Origin of the sequence: Colwellia sp. BRX8-4, assembly GCF_014077345.1 — a bacterium.
Taxonomy (GTDB): Bacteria; Pseudomonadota; Gammaproteobacteria; order Enterobacterales; family Alteromonadaceae; genus Colwellia_A.
Window position 1 is genome coordinate 39,860 of record NZ_JACGVS010000009.1, and the last position, 15,089, is coordinate 54,948.

The 15,089-nt window shown below is 38.3% G+C and carries 14 protein-coding genes; 3 read left to right on the plus strand and 11 right to left on the minus strand.

Annotation, left to right across the window (positions count from 1 at the left end; genetic code table 11):
• Nucleotides 1–4: 4 nt before the first annotated feature.
• From H4J56_RS09355 to H4J56_RS09390, 8 genes are all read right to left on the minus strand, one after another.
• Nucleotides 5–754 (minus strand): ABC transporter substrate-binding protein, encoded by a 750-nt coding sequence (locus H4J56_RS09355; protein WP_182230413.1) that lies wholly within the window; start codon nucleotides 752–754, stop codon nucleotides 5–7.
• Nucleotides 755–907: 153 nt separating this feature from the next.
• A complete protein-coding gene (locus H4J56_RS09360) occupies nucleotides 908–1,642 on the minus strand; it encodes an ABC transporter substrate-binding protein (RefSeq protein WP_182259230.1) in 735 nt (244 codons plus the stop codon).
• A 9-nt stretch (nucleotides 1,643–1,651) separates the two neighbouring features.
• Nucleotides 1,652–2,332: a TorF family putative porin gene (locus tag H4J56_RS09365; RefSeq protein ID WP_182214343.1), complete on the minus strand. Its 681-nt coding sequence runs from the start codon at nucleotides 2,330–2,332 to the stop codon at nucleotides 1,652–1,654.
• A gap of 388 nt (nucleotides 2,333–2,720) precedes the next feature.
• Nucleotides 2,721–4,052: a HAMP domain-containing sensor histidine kinase gene (locus tag H4J56_RS09370; protein ID WP_182244451.1), complete on the minus strand. Its 1,332-nt coding sequence runs from the start codon at nucleotides 4,050–4,052 to the stop codon at nucleotides 2,721–2,723.
• A gap of 47 nt (nucleotides 4,053–4,099) precedes the next feature.
• A complete protein-coding gene (locus H4J56_RS09375; RefSeq protein ID WP_182244450.1) occupies nucleotides 4,100–4,768 on the minus strand; it encodes a response regulator transcription factor in 669 nt (222 codons plus the stop codon).
• The gene (locus H4J56_RS09380; protein WP_182222142.1) at nucleotides 4,762–7,821 is read right to left on the minus strand and encodes an efflux RND transporter permease subunit; all 3,060 of its coding nucleotides are present in this window, start codon (nucleotides 7,819–7,821) and stop codon (nucleotides 4,762–4,764) included. Before H4J56_RS09380 ends, H4J56_RS09375 begins: the two co-directional genes overlap by 7 nt.
• 36 nt (nucleotides 7,822–7,857) lie before the next feature.
• A complete protein-coding gene (locus tag H4J56_RS09385) occupies nucleotides 7,858–8,961 on the minus strand; it encodes an efflux RND transporter periplasmic adaptor subunit (RefSeq protein ID WP_157471051.1) in 1,104 nt (367 codons plus the stop codon).
• A 65-nt stretch (nucleotides 8,962–9,026) separates the two neighbouring features.
• Nucleotides 9,027–9,608, minus strand: a complete 582-nt coding sequence (locus H4J56_RS09390; protein ID WP_070376693.1) for a TetR/AcrR family transcriptional regulator — start codon at nucleotides 9,606–9,608, stop codon at nucleotides 9,027–9,029.
• Nucleotides 9,609–9,752: 144 nt separating this feature from the next.
• Between H4J56_RS09390 and H4J56_RS09395 the strand changes: the two genes are divergently transcribed.
• Nucleotides 9,753–10,811, plus strand: a complete 1,059-nt coding sequence (locus tag H4J56_RS09395) for an alkene reductase (protein WP_182251278.1) — start codon at nucleotides 9,753–9,755, stop codon at nucleotides 10,809–10,811.
• 56 nt (nucleotides 10,812–10,867) lie between these two features.
• On the opposite strand, the gene H4J56_RS09400 is transcribed toward H4J56_RS09395, so the two are convergent.
• A complete protein-coding gene (locus H4J56_RS09400) occupies nucleotides 10,868–11,161 on the minus strand; it encodes a hypothetical protein (protein WP_182222144.1) in 294 nt (97 codons plus the stop codon).
• Nucleotides 11,162–11,270: 109 nt separating this feature from the next.
• On the opposite strand from H4J56_RS09400, the gene H4J56_RS09405 reads away from it, so the two are divergent.
• Entirely contained in the window at nucleotides 11,271–12,026 is a 756-nt protein-coding gene (locus H4J56_RS09405) for an ElyC/SanA/YdcF family protein (protein WP_182259231.1), read from the plus strand.
• Between the two features lie 602 nt (nucleotides 12,027–12,628).
• Here the strand turns inward: H4J56_RS09405 and H4J56_RS09410 are convergent.
• Nucleotides 12,629–13,390 (minus strand): Nif3-like dinuclear metal center hexameric protein, encoded by a 762-nt coding sequence (locus H4J56_RS09410; RefSeq protein ID WP_220465294.1) that lies wholly within the window; start codon nucleotides 13,388–13,390, stop codon nucleotides 12,629–12,631.
• A gap of 31 nt (nucleotides 13,391–13,421) precedes the next feature.
• A complete protein-coding gene (locus tag H4J56_RS09415; protein WP_182222146.1) occupies nucleotides 13,422–14,168 on the minus strand; it encodes a class I SAM-dependent methyltransferase in 747 nt (248 codons plus the stop codon).
• 71 nt (nucleotides 14,169–14,239) lie between these two features.
• Between H4J56_RS09415 and gloB the strand changes: the two genes are divergently transcribed.
• The gene (gene gloB / locus H4J56_RS09420) at nucleotides 14,240–15,070 is read left to right on the plus strand and encodes a hydroxyacylglutathione hydrolase (protein WP_310733835.1); all 831 of its coding nucleotides are present in this window, start codon (nucleotides 14,240–14,242) and stop codon (nucleotides 15,068–15,070) included.
• The last annotated feature ends 19 nt before the right edge of the window (nucleotides 15,071–15,089 follow it).

Genomic DNA, 15,089 nt, shown 5'->3' on the forward strand with positions numbered 1-15,089 from the left:
CTTTTTACTGCCAGTCTTGTAGACCATATTTATTTAGAATATCTTTTAGCTGTCCAGATGCTCTAAGTGTTTCTGTACCTTTTTCGATTAATTCAATGTACATTTTACTGGTCGGTTTTGCAGGTGAACAAGCAATGTAAATCGGTGCTTTTTCAGCGTTAGTCCCTGCGCTTTTTAGTGCTTCATTAAAACCAAGTTCTTTTAACTTTGCATTCGCGACTGAAACCGATTCAACGACAACATCAATTCGGTTATTAACGAGTTTTTTAAAGTTTTTTTCCAAAGCATCAGTTCCTGAAACATCTTTAAAAACATCGGGTCGACTTTTTATTAACGCGTCAAACTCTTCGCCATAAGCATAACCACTAATAACACCCACTTTCTGAGTTAATAGCGAATCAAAACCGGTAAATGTCCAAGTTGATGCATTATTAACATAATATCCCGTACCATCCATTCCCCAATTCAAAGAAGGAAAAATAAAATCGGGTGCATCTTCAGGATACGCTCCGACAACGCAGTCAAACTTACCTTCACGAACCGAGTTTACCGCCCTTTCCCATGGCATTACCTTATAATCAACAGTATGTCCTGCTGCTGTAAAAATTGCTGTAGCCATATCAATCATATAGCCTTGCTTGTCACCATTTGGATCGCCATTCATCGGAAACCAGTCGTCCGCACGAATAGTAACTGTCGCTGCAGATGCTGGCAGTGAAATAGCAATAGTAAGTAAACCAATAACTAGTTTCATCGTATTAACCTTGTGTAATGTATAGTTGAGTGAATTACGCACATCTGCTTTTAATCAACTGTTATCATATTCATTAATAACAAAGTGCGTAAATATAGCAATCTATTGAGTTAGCCTGAAAAACTATTCTTTATGTATAATTGACATAAGGTCCTATTCATTCAAATATTTTTTCATCACCGCCGTAATATCAATCTTCTTTAAACCTTCATTATAGATAGCTAACCATTTCTGACCTTCTGCACTCTTTTTAAAGGCTACGAACAATTCTTTTTCTGTCAACAACTTAACATTCATTTGCACTTGTTCTTGCGCCTTTTCTAAGTCTTTGCTATTTGCTAGTAAGTAGCTGAAAACATTGGTATCGATAACAGCAGCATCGATTCGACCACCCGCAACTTTACGAATGTTGGTTTCATCAGAGGTAGCGGTTTGCGCTTTTATTTCGCCACTAGCAATTAATGCATCAACTTCAGCTGTATTAACATAATCTTGAACTACGCCAATTTTATATTGCGTTAAATCTTTAACCGCCGACCATACTATGGGTTTTTTCTTGTTTTCAATTAACCCTAAAGGGCCCTTCCCCATCGGATTAGAAAATGAAAACTCATTAGACTCATAGTAATACTCAGGAAAATAACCTGCATATTTTGAGTCTGGTTCCGATGCAAGCTTTACAGCACGGCTCCAAGGGAAAAAATCAACCTTCAACTCATGTCCCATTGCCTTAAACGCTGCTTTAGCTACAGCAACTGAAGCACCTTGCTCATTTAAAGCCTTTCCTGAATATGGCGGCCAAGTTAACGAGGTTAGATGGACGGTGTCGCTAAATGCGGGTGTGCTAAAAGACAAAATTAATATAATTTTTATGACTTTATTAAACATGGCTATCTCCTAAAACTGAAATGTACGAGCAACGGTAAGCAATAGTGTGGTATCGCCATAAGTATCTAAATCAGTGCCGTGCAGCCCTAATGAAAAATCAAAACCATTGGTACTAAAGTTACTGGTGACTTGCCAGTGGTTATAACTGTCACTACCGGGCTCCCATTGCCATTTGTCATCATCTAAACTACTCGACCTGTCAATACCCACTAATAAAGTTAACTCATCATTAATGGTAAAGGTATGATTTAACATAACAATGTAATGACCTGCCCCTGTTCCAAAGTAATCCCAAGCATACCAAAAGTTTAAATCGGTAGCGCCGAAATTCCATTTAGTATATATCTCAGTATAGTTACCGTCAGAACTATAGCTTGCGCCGTTATAAGTATATTGAGCAACGCCAACATCAAGATTAACGTTATCATTTACTGCGGTGTAATAACCGAGATAAACATCTGCTTCTATATTCGTATCATCACCAAAATCAACATTTGACGCCCAACCACCCGCATACCAACCCCCCGCACCAGACCAATCAAGACTACCTTGAAGTGCTGGGCCCTCATCTGTTTGACTAACACCATTAAAAAGATAATCGCTTGCTACTGTAACGGTTGATGACCAGTCAGCGAACGCAGGTGAAGACATGGTAAGTAAAGTTGTTACTAATATTAAATGTTTTTTCATTAAGTTAATCCTATAAAAGATATCTATAAAATTATAGTCACTGATCGCTTAATAACAATATTTTACTGATATTAATAAGTAGATGGGCTAACTCAACTCATTGATGGTGAAGAACTTGTATGGTGATTACGGCAATAAATGTTAGCAGATGAGTTATTTAAGTCGTATTGGTATTAGGTAATTGCTGTATTAATGCTACTTTATGTTAGTTTGCATTAATAATAGTTAGTCGATATCGATGTTATTATCTAGTCATCAACTCCGCGATGAATAGGGTGTGATAAGTTTGTGTGATTTTCCCTAGAGGCCATTTATCTAAAATGCCAAGATATTAACCTATCTCGATAAAGATGAAGTTAGTTTGTTAGTTTGTTAGTTTGTTAGTTAGTTAAATAGAGGTTCGAAAATCAACAGTCGCTTTACGGCCACCACTTGCATCATTATTTTGATATGACCAATGCATTTTATTGACGATTTTATCAACTAACCTTAAACCTAAACCATAGCCGTAATCAGCACCACTGTGATCAAAGTCACCTTCACTTATATTAATATTTTCAACGATAACTAGGCCTTGGCTACATTGAATAATAACTTCGCCTTCTGCTGTATATTGAAATGCATTGCGAATTAAGTTGTTGAGGATCAAGCGACAAGGTGTTTCAAGTACCTTAATATGAGTAGGCGTCAATTTAAGTGTTATTTTAACTTTTTTACTTTGTAATAAGTACGCGTTATCTTCAACCAAGTTGTTAATCATCAAGTTTAAGTCTATTTCGACTAAAGCCAATGTTTGTTGATTGCTTTGTTCTATGGAGTGTTCCTGGCTGAGCCATAATAGTGTTTCTGTGGTGTGTTGCATATTGAGTGCTGCCCTACTGATTCGGGCTAAAGACTGTTCACCTTTGTCTTTATTATTTTCGCTAGAGAATATTCGGGTTAATAATTCACTGTTACTTTTAACAACCGCTATTGGGGTTCGTAATTCATGACTTGCATGGCGTAAAAAATCTTGTTCTTTACCAAGCATAGCACTGAGCCTTAATAGCGCTTTTTGTTGTTGAACTGCAATCGCTGTTAATTCATAGAATTCAAAGTTTGGTGTGTCTTGCTCAACATTTTCAAGGGTTAAACTTTCAACCCAATCACCAATACGATAAAAGGGTGTTAACGTTCGTTTAAGCAATAACTGGACAGAAAAATGCATCACTAATAAAAAAATTAATGCGATTGGCCACGTTAGCTGGAACATTTTACTGATACCCATTTGGCTTAAGGCATCATATTGTTTAATATTTATTTTTCGTACTAAATAGAAAATTTTACCATCAAATAAGGGCTGTGCAATAACAAATATAGCCTGCTCTGGCCATGAAATAAAAGTGTCTTCACTGAAAAGTCTAATGTTATCCATCGCCATTTTTTTTACATTTTCAAAGGCAGCAAAATGCTCTCGTACTTCGACGGGAAGACTTTTCCAATCTAAAAAACCTTGGAAGTGAATGTTATTAGGCAGTGGATGATCGATGTTTTTTTGATATTGACGTGCAAAATCATTACTTTCTAAATGAAGATCCTGAAAGTTAGCTTCATCAAGCCCATGAATAAAATAAAAGTTAATCACTAAGGTGTAACTAAGCACGATAATTAAGGCAATCATGCTTTGTACTTTTAAGACGTATCGACGAAGGGTTTGTGGTTTTTTCTTGGTTTTACTCATATCAATTATTAACTATAAAGTCGCTATTATAATGTTCATTAATCTCATCATGCACGAAAAACAAAACCTTGTCCCGCCACCGTATGAATAAGCTTACTTTCATTGCTGGTATCGACTTGTTGTCTCAATTTAAACAAATGGACTTTCAAACTATCACTGTCTGGTTGTTCATTACCCCAAACAGCTTGTAACAGTTGTTTTTTTGAAACAACCTCAGGTGATTTTCGCATCAGTACTTCAAGAATTTTCCAACCTGTTGGTGACAATTGTAACGTACGTTGTTGCCGTTTTAATGTTTTAGCGCCAAAATCAGCGTCAAGACCGAACAGTGATAATCGGTTTGTTTGACCACTGCGGCGATTTGCTAACACCTGAATACGGGCAATCAGCTCTTGCATTTCAAACGGTTTAACCAAGTAATCATCTGATCCTGCCGCAAAGCCAGCCAGTTTATCATCTAAGGTATCTCGAGCGGTCAACATCAAAATCGCCGTACTATTTCCTTGCTCGCGCATTTTTTTGCAGACGGTTAAACCGTCCATGCGCGGCATATTCACATCGAGGATCATCACATCAAAGTGGTGATTACTGAGCAATGCTAAGCCAGCAACACCGTTAGCTGCGTGATCACAGGTTATGCCTTCTAATTCAAGATAATCAATAATTGTTGTCGCTAAATCAAGATCATCTTCAACTAACAGTACATGAACTAGCATCGACTGATCTTAAAGAAACTGGCATATAAAACAGGTACAACCGCTAAGGTTAAAATTGTGCCAACGCCTAAGCCGAATGCTAATACGGTTGCCATACCATAAAACATTGACATTGGGTCTATCAATAACGGTAATAACCCCATAATGGTGGTAACGGTTGTCATCGTTATTGGGCGTAACCGTGTTAAACACGAATTAACAATGGCTTGATAGTCACTTTGCCCTGTGGCTCGTTCAATTTCAATTCGGTCAATTAAGACAATCGCATTATTAATAATAATACCTGCCAAACTATAAATACCTAAGGTGACCATAAATCCAAAAGGCGCATTCATGACTAATAAACCAACAACCGTCCCTATCAGTGATAAGGGAATAGTCAGCACAATAATTGACGCTCGGCGGAATGAATTAAATTGCATAACCAATAAAATTAGCACCAAACCAATAACCATCGGCATACTAGCCCCAAGAGCTTGTTGCGCTTCTTTAGACTGGACAATAACACCGTCGTATTCAATTAAATGGTTAACGGGTAAATCTTTTTTTAATGCTTGAATATCGCCGTCAATAACCCCCTTTAGATCTTCCGCTGTCATTTGGGTATTACTGGCTTCAATCGTGATAGTGGTAAACATGTTCTCACGTTGAATTTTTGCATACTGATTAACTGGAATAAAGTCTGCCACTTGAAATAACGGCACTGATGATCCAGTTTGATTAGAAAATATTGAAACGGTACGCAGCCTATCTAGATTAAAACGCTCTTCTTCTTCTGCGCGAAACACCACGGGAATAATATCATCGCCATCACGATATTCAGTAACATTAGCGCCGCTAAAGTAGCCTTGTAAGGCGGTAGCTACGTCAGAAGAGGTAACACCGGCTCGACGGGCACGATGTTGATCAATTTTAACTTGCATCTTAACAATACGATTTTCCCAATCGGTACGCACATTTTTAGTATGAGGGACCGCTTGTAAAACGCTCATAATTTCTTTAGCTTTTTCATATAAAATGTCTTTATCAGGACCTTTTACTTGAATACTTATTGTGCTTGAATCTGAAGGGCCCGCAAACATCCGCTTAACGCGTCCAGACACATTGGGGAAGTTTTCAATAATACCGTTATGTAATTTATTAACAAAAGTATTAATTTTTGTCTCATCTTTAACATTAATGACGACAAACCCTTTATTATTAGCGGGATCTTCTGGATTAAGTGTTAATACAAAACGCGGTCCGTTAAAACCAGAATACCCCGAATAGTTACTGATCTCAGGAAAACTCGTCTTATCATCTAACCAAGTAAACACCTCTTGCATTTGACGATTAGTTTCTCTTGCCGAAGTCCCATTAGGTAGGTCAATGTACATCATCACCTGAGTTCGGTCAGAGTCAGGAAAGAATTGTTTTTTTAGTAAGCCAAAGCCACTTAAAGATACGATTAAGGTGACGACCATCAAGGTCATAAAAATGGCTTTATGTGCTAAAACCCAATGAAGAAATTTTTCATATATTTGATAGAATTTCGTTGAATTTTCAGTGGGTTTATCTGTTGTTGCCGACCCCTTATTTTCAGCTTTGATAAAGAAATAACAAAGCGTTGGAGTAACACATAAAGCTAAAACCCAACTGGTCATCAACGTTATCAGTATAACCAGGGAAACTGAGCGGGTGAATTCACCCGCCACATGCTCGGCAAGCATTAAGGGTAAGAAAAATAAAATAGTGGTTACCGATGAACTGAGTAATGGCATGGCAAGTTCTTTACCGCCCTGGCACATGGCATCAAAGCGGTCTATACCTTGTTCAATTCTTCGTTTAAAGTCTTCAGCGATAACAATTCCATTATCAACCAATAAACCCAAGGCAATGATAAGTGTTGCTAAGCTCATTTTCTCTAACGTCATACCAGAGAACTTCATAATAGCTAATGTGGTTAGCATCACAAAAGGTACAATTGAGCCAACAATTAAACCGGTACGTAAACCTAAAAAGTAAATAACAACCAATAATACAATCACCAGTGTTTGTATTACATTGATTGAGACCCCTTCAATAGATTTCTGTACTTGATCCGCTTGATAAGTTGCAATATTGATTTTGTAACCAATCGGTAAAGTATTTTCAATATTGGTGACCATATTTTTAACTCTTGGCGCATATTCCAATAAGTTATATTTTTGCAGCATGGAAACCCCAAACATAATAGCGGGCTCGCCATTAAAGTAGGCAGGTTTATCTGGCGGATCAATAAAGCCCCGGCGCAGGCTAACAATATCTTTTAGCGCGATGGTATCGTCAGTCCCGGTGATCCTAATATGAGTATTACCTATTTCTTCCAGTGAAGAAAAATTACCCGTTGGCTCAACCACTATGGAACGTAAACCCGTATCGATTTGTCCACCTGGACTAATAATATTTTGATTTTGTAGTTCACTAATAATGCTACGCGGTGAAATACCCAATTGAGCGAGTTTAGCTGTTTTTACTTCAAGGTATATTCGCTCAGCTTGAACGCCGATAATATCAACCTTTTTAGTACCGGCAACACTGTATAAATTGTCACGAATATGTTTAGAAATATCATACATTTCACCTAAGTCAAAACCGTCAGCGGTTAAGGCTAAAGTGACAACAGATACGTCACCAAATGAGTCATTAACAAAAGGAGGACTAGTCCCTTCTGGCAAATTCAATTGCGCTTGTTTAACTTTATTACGTAAGTCTTGCCAAATATTATCTAAATTAAAATAGCGATCGTAAATTTCAACATGAATGACCGATTGTCCCGTCATTGAGGTCGATGTAAGTTTTTCAACTTCAGGAATTTTTCTAATTTCTTTTTCAATGGCACGCGTGATTAATTGTTCAACACGTTCGGGGGCCATGCCTGGGTATGAAGTGGTAACAATGGCTTTACGTATAGTTATTGTTGGGTTTTCTTGTGCTGGTAAGGTTAAATAAGCAAAAACACCGTTGATCAATAATAAGGCAAGTACCATTAAAATGGACTTTCGGTAGGTAAAAGCAATTTTAGTTAAATTCATAAAAGTCTCTAAATTTCAAGTTATACGGGAACGTGATTAATTAAAACGCTTTACATGCTTATCAAGCAACCGAACCGACTGGCCATCACGTAAAAACGAGACACCGGCAATCGCAATAATTTCTCCTGACGATAAGCCAGCAGAAACCAAGACTTCATTGTTTAAAATACTTTCTGTTTGCACCATACGTTTTTGTAAAATTTGTTGTTCAACGTTATAAACAAATACATACGACTTTTGTCCTTCATCTGCTGCCAGTGCTGCAATAGGGAGACGAAAAGCTTTACCTTGATAACCCGTTCGTCCAATACCTTGAAAGGTAAAGTCAACTTCGGCTGTCATGCCTGCTCGCAAATTTTTTGTTTCAGAATTAATAAGAATAGTCACCGGAAATGCATTAGCTGTAGCGGCGCGCGAACTAATTTCTGCGATTGTGCCTTTACTGTTTAAGCCGGGAAACGCGGGATAATGAATATCAATTTCGCTTCCTTTAGATAAATCTCTGATCATCGTTTCGGGGACCATGACTTGCACCTCTAAACCATCGTCACCTTCAATTTGAAAAATGGCTTGGCCCGGAGAAATTTGCATAGAAGGTTCGCTAAGACGTTTCGTTATTTTACCATTGTAAGGGGCCGTTAATATTGAATCACTTAAATCTTTATTGGCGATATCAAGTTGAGTTTTAGCAATGTTTACGGCACTGCTTGCTGACTCAAAAGCTGCTTTGGCATTATCAAAGCCAGACTTTGACACTAAACCTTTGGCTGATAACTCGGCGTAACGTTTATATTCATTTTCAGTTTCAGATAGTGCGGCATAGCTTTTTTGTAGGTTTGCTTGTGCTGATTGACGACTCAAATTAAAGTTTCGTTGGTCTAAACGCGCTAGGGCATCGCCTCGCTTAACTTCATCACCGAGTTTTACTTTTATCCATTGTATTTTTCCACCAACCTCAAAACTTAAATTAGCTTCTTCAACCGGGTAAATAGTGCCAGACAAACGACGCACTTGGTCAAATGAGGTTTGCTGAACTTCTTGCCATGCAATAGGACGAATAACTTCTTCAAAAGGCTGCTCTTCTTTACCACACCCTGAGAGTACCGTGATAATAGAAAAAGCTAATAAAAATAAACGCATACAAAACTCCATGAAAAAAACTGCAATAATAAGGCTATTATAGCGGCTTTACAGTTAACGACCGGTTAATTATCAATACTGTTAAATAATTGCTCTGCTAACGCTTTTAATGTCTCTGGATCTGGATTTGATTGAGCAAAAGTGCGTAAACCATAAATCCCCATGATTAAAAATTGCGCTAAGTGTTCACTCTTTTTATTTAATGATAATTCTTTCGCTGCTTGTGCTTGCAAAAACTTATCAGCTAGCGCTTGTTGCCATTGTAAAACATTGTCGGCAATAACGGCTTGTACTTCTTGATCTTCTTCTGTTGACTCGTAAAGGGTTTTAATAAATAAGCAGCCTTTCGCGGGATCACCGCTGACACATTCATTGACCATATGGTCTAAATATTTTTTTAATTGTGCAAGAATGGTTTCGTCACTTAAAAAAAACTGTGAAAATTCGGCATTACGGTCAGCTTTATACTGGGCGATAGCGGCTAACAGTAAACCGCGTTTATTCTCAAATGCACAATAAATTGAACCTGGATGTAAACCTGTCACTTTTTTTAAATCAGGCATACTTGTCTTGCTATAGCCTTTTTCCATAAATAAGCTCATCGCTGCTCTTAGCACTTTTTCTCGGTCGAACTCAGCATTTCTCATGATCACCACTTTTCATTTATCTACTAGATAACGACATGATACTTAATTTTGAACAATCATTCAAAAATAATACTTGAATGATTGTTCAAATAACGTTATCTTGAACGAATATTCAAGAAAGAAATCAATTAATAGAGATAATTAATGACTGATAATTTATTCCAACCTTATGCACTAAATGACACCATCACTTTAAATAACCGTATATTAATGGCGCCATTAACCCGCTGTATGGCCGATGATAACTTAGTGCCTACGGTAGCAATGGCCGAATATTATGGCCGCAGAGCAGAAGCCGGTTTAATCATTTCTGAAGCAACGATAATCCGTCCTGATGGTCAAGGTAATCCAAATACACCGGGCTTATTTACCCAAGAACAAGTCAATGCTTGGAAATTTGTCACCAAGACAGTTCACGATAAGGGCGGTAAAATATTTGCTCAACTTTGGCACACCGGCCGAGTTGCTCATCCTCACTTCTTTGAGCACAATAATAATGGCTCTAGTGACGTTTTAGCGCCATCGGCAGTAGGTGTTGAAGGCACAGTACCGAGAATGCGTGATTTAAACTATCAAGTGCCAAGAGCTGTTACTCATCAAGAGATTGAGCAGTTAATAGCAGACTTTGCTCAAGCGGCAAAAAATGCTATCGAAGCAGGTTTTGACGGTGTCGAGATTCATGGTGCTAACGGCTATTTAATTGACCAGTTCCTTCATTACGACAGCAACCGTCGCACCGATGAATACGGCGAAACACCAGAAAACATGACACGTTTTCCGTTAGCGGTTGTTGATGCGGTTATTGCCAGCATTGGTAAAGATAGAACGGCATTAAGAATAAGCCCAGGTGCCTATTTCTTCATGTCTGGGGATGCAAGAGACCGCCAAGTATTTGATCACTTACTGACTGAACTTGAACAGCGTGATCTGGCATTTTTACACTTAGGTATTTTTGATGATTCTATGGTCTTTGATTATTTAGATGGCCAAGCATCAAGTTATATCCGCGCCAACTACACTAAAACATTAGTGGGTGTAGGCAGTTATACTCCAGATACTGCCAGTGATGCCATTGCCGATAATAAGTTTGACTTAGTCGCAATCGGACGACCTTTTATTGCTAATGCTGATTACGTCGCTAAAGTGCGAGTGGGTGAAGATTTGGTTGAATATAATGCCGAAATGTTAACAAGCTTAATTTAAAGAATAGCTAAGCGAAGCATAACTTGCTTCGCTTTTTTTAGTCGCTTACCCTAAATTTAAATCGCTAAAAAATGTCCGTAATAAAGCCGTGCTCCAACCAGTGACTCTAGCTCTGCACTGCTAGGAAAAGTAGCCCACTTTTTAGCATTTTCTTCAACCGCTGCTTCATCTAACCAAACTAATTGCCAACAAATTTCTTCATCATTATCGGTCTTACTTAATATACGATGTGATATTAAGACGGCTCTTTCCTTGTTCATTTCTTCAAACAATAACTGACTTAATTCAATCACTCTTTGTTGATTTTCTTTACTAACAGAAAATACGGCAACCTCATAACAATATGACATGTAAACTCTCACTAGGTGATCAATCAATGACTTCACTTGGTATATCCATCAATGATGATTATAATCTCGAATAATTTTTCAAATATACAACGAGCTAAGATTAATTACTATGGATCTATTTTTACTTAAAAAAATTATTAGCGCGCTGATCATGCCGTTAAGTATCGTCATACTATTATTGGTATTAGCTATTATTTTTTATCAATATAAAAAGAGATTCAGTTATAGCTGCTTAATCTTGGCGACCTTATTATTAACGCTAGGTTCATTAGGTCCGGTTGCTAATCTAGTTATGGCGCCGCTAGAAAGCCAATACTCCGCGTTCACACGTTCAAGTAAACCTGTTGATTATATTATTATTTTAGGCTGCAAGCACACCACAGACGCTCAATTACCAGCGACTAGCGAATTAGGTATTTGTTCGTTGCAACGACTCGTTGAAGCGATGCGTATTCTGCGTATTCACCCTGAAGCGCACTTAATTACCTCAGGTTATGCCGGTAATGACGAAACAAGTAATGCCGAGAAGGTTAAGCAAGCCGCAATGCTGTTAGGTGTTGCTGAGAGAAAAATAATTGTTGAGGGATTTGCACAAGATACCGAAGAAGAAGCACAATTAATGGCGCCAAGGGTCAGTGGAAAAAACGTTGTCTTAGTAACTAATTCTGACCACATGCCGCGTGCAATTAAGTACTTCCAACGAGAAGGTATTAACCCCATCGCCGCCCCCGCAGGTAAATGGACAAAAGGAATGAATGACGAAAGATATTGGCAAGATTATATCCCTAAGCCAAAAAATTTAGAACAAACAACTCATGCCTGGTATGAGAACATAGGCCGCGTGGTTCAGTGGTTAAAGAGCTAGTAGCGGCTTATATTGCCCATGACGGTTTCAGTATTTGGGCTTTATCTTCTTCGCCCGTCATGCTGAACTCGTTTCAGTATCTGGTCTTTGTATTCTCCGCCGTCATGCTGAACTCGTTTCAGTATCAAGTCTTTGTATTCTCGCCGTCATACTGGACTCGTTTCAGTATCTGCTCTTTGTATTCTCGCCGTCATACTGGACTCGTTTCAGTATCTGCTCTTTGTATTCTCCGCCGTAATGCTGATACTGAAATAAATTCAGCATGACGGTTTCAGTATCTGGTCTTTGTGTTTTGAAATACGAGATCCTGAAATAAATTCAGGATGACGGGTGCTGGCTCATATGACGAATGGGGTGCATTCAGTATCTGGTCTTTGTGTTCTACGCTGTCATACTGATACTGAAATAAATTCAGCATGACGGTTTCAGTATCTGGGCTTTATCTTCTTCGCCCGTCATGCTGAACTCGTTTCAGTATCTGGTCTTTGTGCTATGAAATACGAGATCCTGAAATAAATTCAGGATGACGGATGGGGGGCATATGTCGTATGGGGTGTATTCTGGATGACGTAGGGTTTAATCATTACGGCTAAGTATATTCTCTAAGCAGGGTTATCAATATCAATAAAAACTGTTGGTATTGATAATTCTTTTTCAAGATGTTTGGCCAACGCTTTAGCGCCATAACGCTCGGTTGCATGATGGCCAGCAGCAAAAAAATGAATATCCATTTCTGTTGCAACATGGGTCGTTTGCTCTGAAATTTCACCACTAATAAACGCGTCAATGCCCTGCTCTGCAGCAAGCTCGATATAATTTTGTCCGCCACCACTGCACCAAGCAACTGTTTTTATTTTTTTATTAGACGGTGGTGTAATATGCAAGCAATTTCTCGATAGTTGCTGGGAGATACGTGTACTCAGTTCATCACCTGAAATATGATGTGAGAACTCACCACGTACAGCGACACTTAAAGGATTGCCAACTTCTAGAGGTTGGACATTATTTATTTCAAATAATTGAGCAAGCTGAGCGTTATTTCCTAATACCGGATGAATATCAAGCGGCAAATGGTAGGCAAATAAACTTATATTGTGATCAAGCAGCGCCTTAATTCGTTGATATTTCATGCCACGAATAACATAAGATTCATTTTTCCAAAAAAAACCATGGTGTACCACTAAAGCATCTGCTTTTTCATCAATAGCTCTGGCAATTAACGCTTGTGTTGCGGTTACGCCTGTGACAATTTTATGGATTTGATCACTACCCTGAACTTGTAAACCATTAGGACAAAAGTCTTTAATTTGTTCAGGCTTTAGCAAGGCATTTAGGTGCTGCTCTAAATCATTACGATGGATCATTACTGTATTCTCTTTGTTAGGAACTTAAAAGTTAGTTAATTTTATGTGATGAATTCATACTAGGCACTTCTACCTGTTTAAACTTCGGCCTTATCGCCCATTTAGGCTTAATAGGCGTTAACGGGTGAACACGTTTTTTGGCCACTAAGACATAGATAGACCCTAAATTAGGTAAAAAGTCACTGGCGATTTTTTGCCAAAGTTGAACAATTTTACCTTGGCTTAACCGTCCCGATAAAGAAGAATAAATAACTTTTTCATCAACTAATATTTCATAGCCCATTAAGTGTAGCCAATCTTTCACTCGCATTGCCGAAAAAAAACGTTCGTTCCACGGAGTGTTATGTTTACGATAAGGAATAAATTTATTAAGTCCCGCTAAACTAAAAGGGTTAAAACCAGTAATAACTAAGTAACCATTAGGGATCAATACTCGGTTTGCTTCTCGCACTACATGGTGAGGGTCAAGTGAAAATTCTAAGGCGTGGCTAAGTAAACAAACATCAATGCTATGTTCTAAAAAGGGTAAATCATCTACATCAGCAATAATATCGCCGGTTTGTTTTCGCTCGACTAAATTTATTTGATGTTTAATTGTACAGCCTGAGCTGTCAATATGACCACTGAGTGCACCAATTTTTAATAGATGATAACCAAAAAATTTTGGCCACCACGGCGCTAACACTTGTTCAATTTCTTTAACAATGACCTCGCCGTTTGGTAAAGCTTGCCAAGATTTTGGGTAATGGGGTTGTCGATAGCCCAAAGCAGGTTTCATCAGTTAGATACGCCTTTTTAGTTCGTTTACGGGTATACTACTTACTCTACCTTCATTGAGGACGATTTAACGTGCAAAGTCAAACACTAAAGCCAATTTTGATTACGGCAATCCCCGCTTTTACCGACAATTATTTTTGGGCAATAACCTCTCATGAAGTAAACGTGACCGATAATAAAATGCTAAAACCCGTTGCTCTGGTCGATCCCGGAGATGCTAAACCTTGCATTACTTATTTAGAGGAAAATAATTTACAGCTATGCGCTATTTTAATCACCCATCATCATGCTGATCATACCGGTGGTGTTGCTGAGTTAAAGAGCTACTGTAAAAATAAGAACTGGCCACTTACTGTTTACGCGCCTGAAAATGAAAAGATAACCAATGTTGATGTACGGGTAGTCGCTAAGCAAATAATCGAAATTCCTGCGCTTGAAACTTCTTTTGAAGTCATTGATCTCGCTGGGCACACCTTAGATCATATCGGTTATTACACTGGTGATGCTGTTTTTTGTGGTGATACTTTATTCTCAGGCGGCTGTGGGCGGATATTTGAAGGGTCACCAAAACAGATGTTGAGCGCTTTAACCCGTTTAACCGACTTACCCGATCGAACACATGTTTACTGCGCGCACGAATACACTTTAGCCAATTTAAAGTTTGCTTTAGCGGTTGAGCCAAATAACGCTGAACTCGTTCACTATTACAATCAAGTAGTAGAACGACGAGCAAAAAATATTCCCACCATCCCTAGTTCTATTTTACTTGAGAAAAAAATCAATCCGTTTTTACGTTGCCAACAACAAGAAATCATCGAAAGCGCTGTTGATTATAGTGGTAAAAACTCAATAAATACCTTAGCAACTTTCACCGTTATTAGGCAGTGGAAGAATGAATTCTAAGCCGAGAACACTTTGACTA

Coding starts and splice junctions, on each gene's coding strand:
- H4J56_RS09355 (WP_182230413.1), bottom strand. CDS start 754: ATGAAACTAGTTATTGGTTTACTTACTATTGCTATTTCACTGCCAGCA.
- H4J56_RS09360 (WP_182259230.1), bottom strand. CDS start 1,642: ATGTTTAATAAAGTCATAAAAATTATATTAATTTTGTCTTTTAGCACA.
- H4J56_RS09365 (WP_182214343.1), bottom strand. CDS start 2,332: ATGAAAAAACATTTAATATTAGTAACAACTTTACTTACCATGTCTTCA.
- H4J56_RS09370 (WP_182244451.1), bottom strand. CDS start 4,052: ATGAGTAAAACCAAGAAAAAACCACAAACCCTTCGTCGATACGTCTTA.
- H4J56_RS09375 (WP_182244450.1), bottom strand. CDS start 4,768: ATGCTAGTTCATGTACTGTTAGTTGAAGATGATCTTGATTTAGCGACA.
- H4J56_RS09380 (WP_182222142.1), bottom strand. CDS start 7,821: ATGAATTTAACTAAAATTGCTTTTACCTACCGAAAGTCCATTTTAATG.
- H4J56_RS09385 (WP_157471051.1), bottom strand. CDS start 8,961: ATGCGTTTATTTTTATTAGCTTTTTCTATTATCACGGTACTCTCAGGG.
- H4J56_RS09390 (WP_070376693.1), bottom strand. CDS start 9,608: ATGAGAAATGCTGAGTTCGACCGAGAAAAAGTGCTAAGAGCAGCGATG.
- H4J56_RS09395 (WP_182251278.1), top strand. CDS start 9,753: ATGACTGATAATTTATTCCAACCTTATGCACTAAATGACACCATCACT.
- H4J56_RS09400 (WP_182222144.1), bottom strand. CDS start 11,161: ATGTCATATTGTTATGAGGTTGCCGTATTTTCTGTTAGTAAAGAAAAT.
- H4J56_RS09405 (WP_182259231.1), top strand. CDS start 11,271: ATGGATCTATTTTTACTTAAAAAAATTATTAGCGCGCTGATCATGCCG.
- H4J56_RS09410 (WP_220465294.1), bottom strand. CDS start 13,390: ATGATCCATCGTAATGATTTAGAGCAGCACCTAAATGCCTTGCTAAAG.
- H4J56_RS09415 (WP_182222146.1), bottom strand. CDS start 14,168: ATGAAACCTGCTTTGGGCTATCGACAACCCCATTACCCAAAATCTTGG.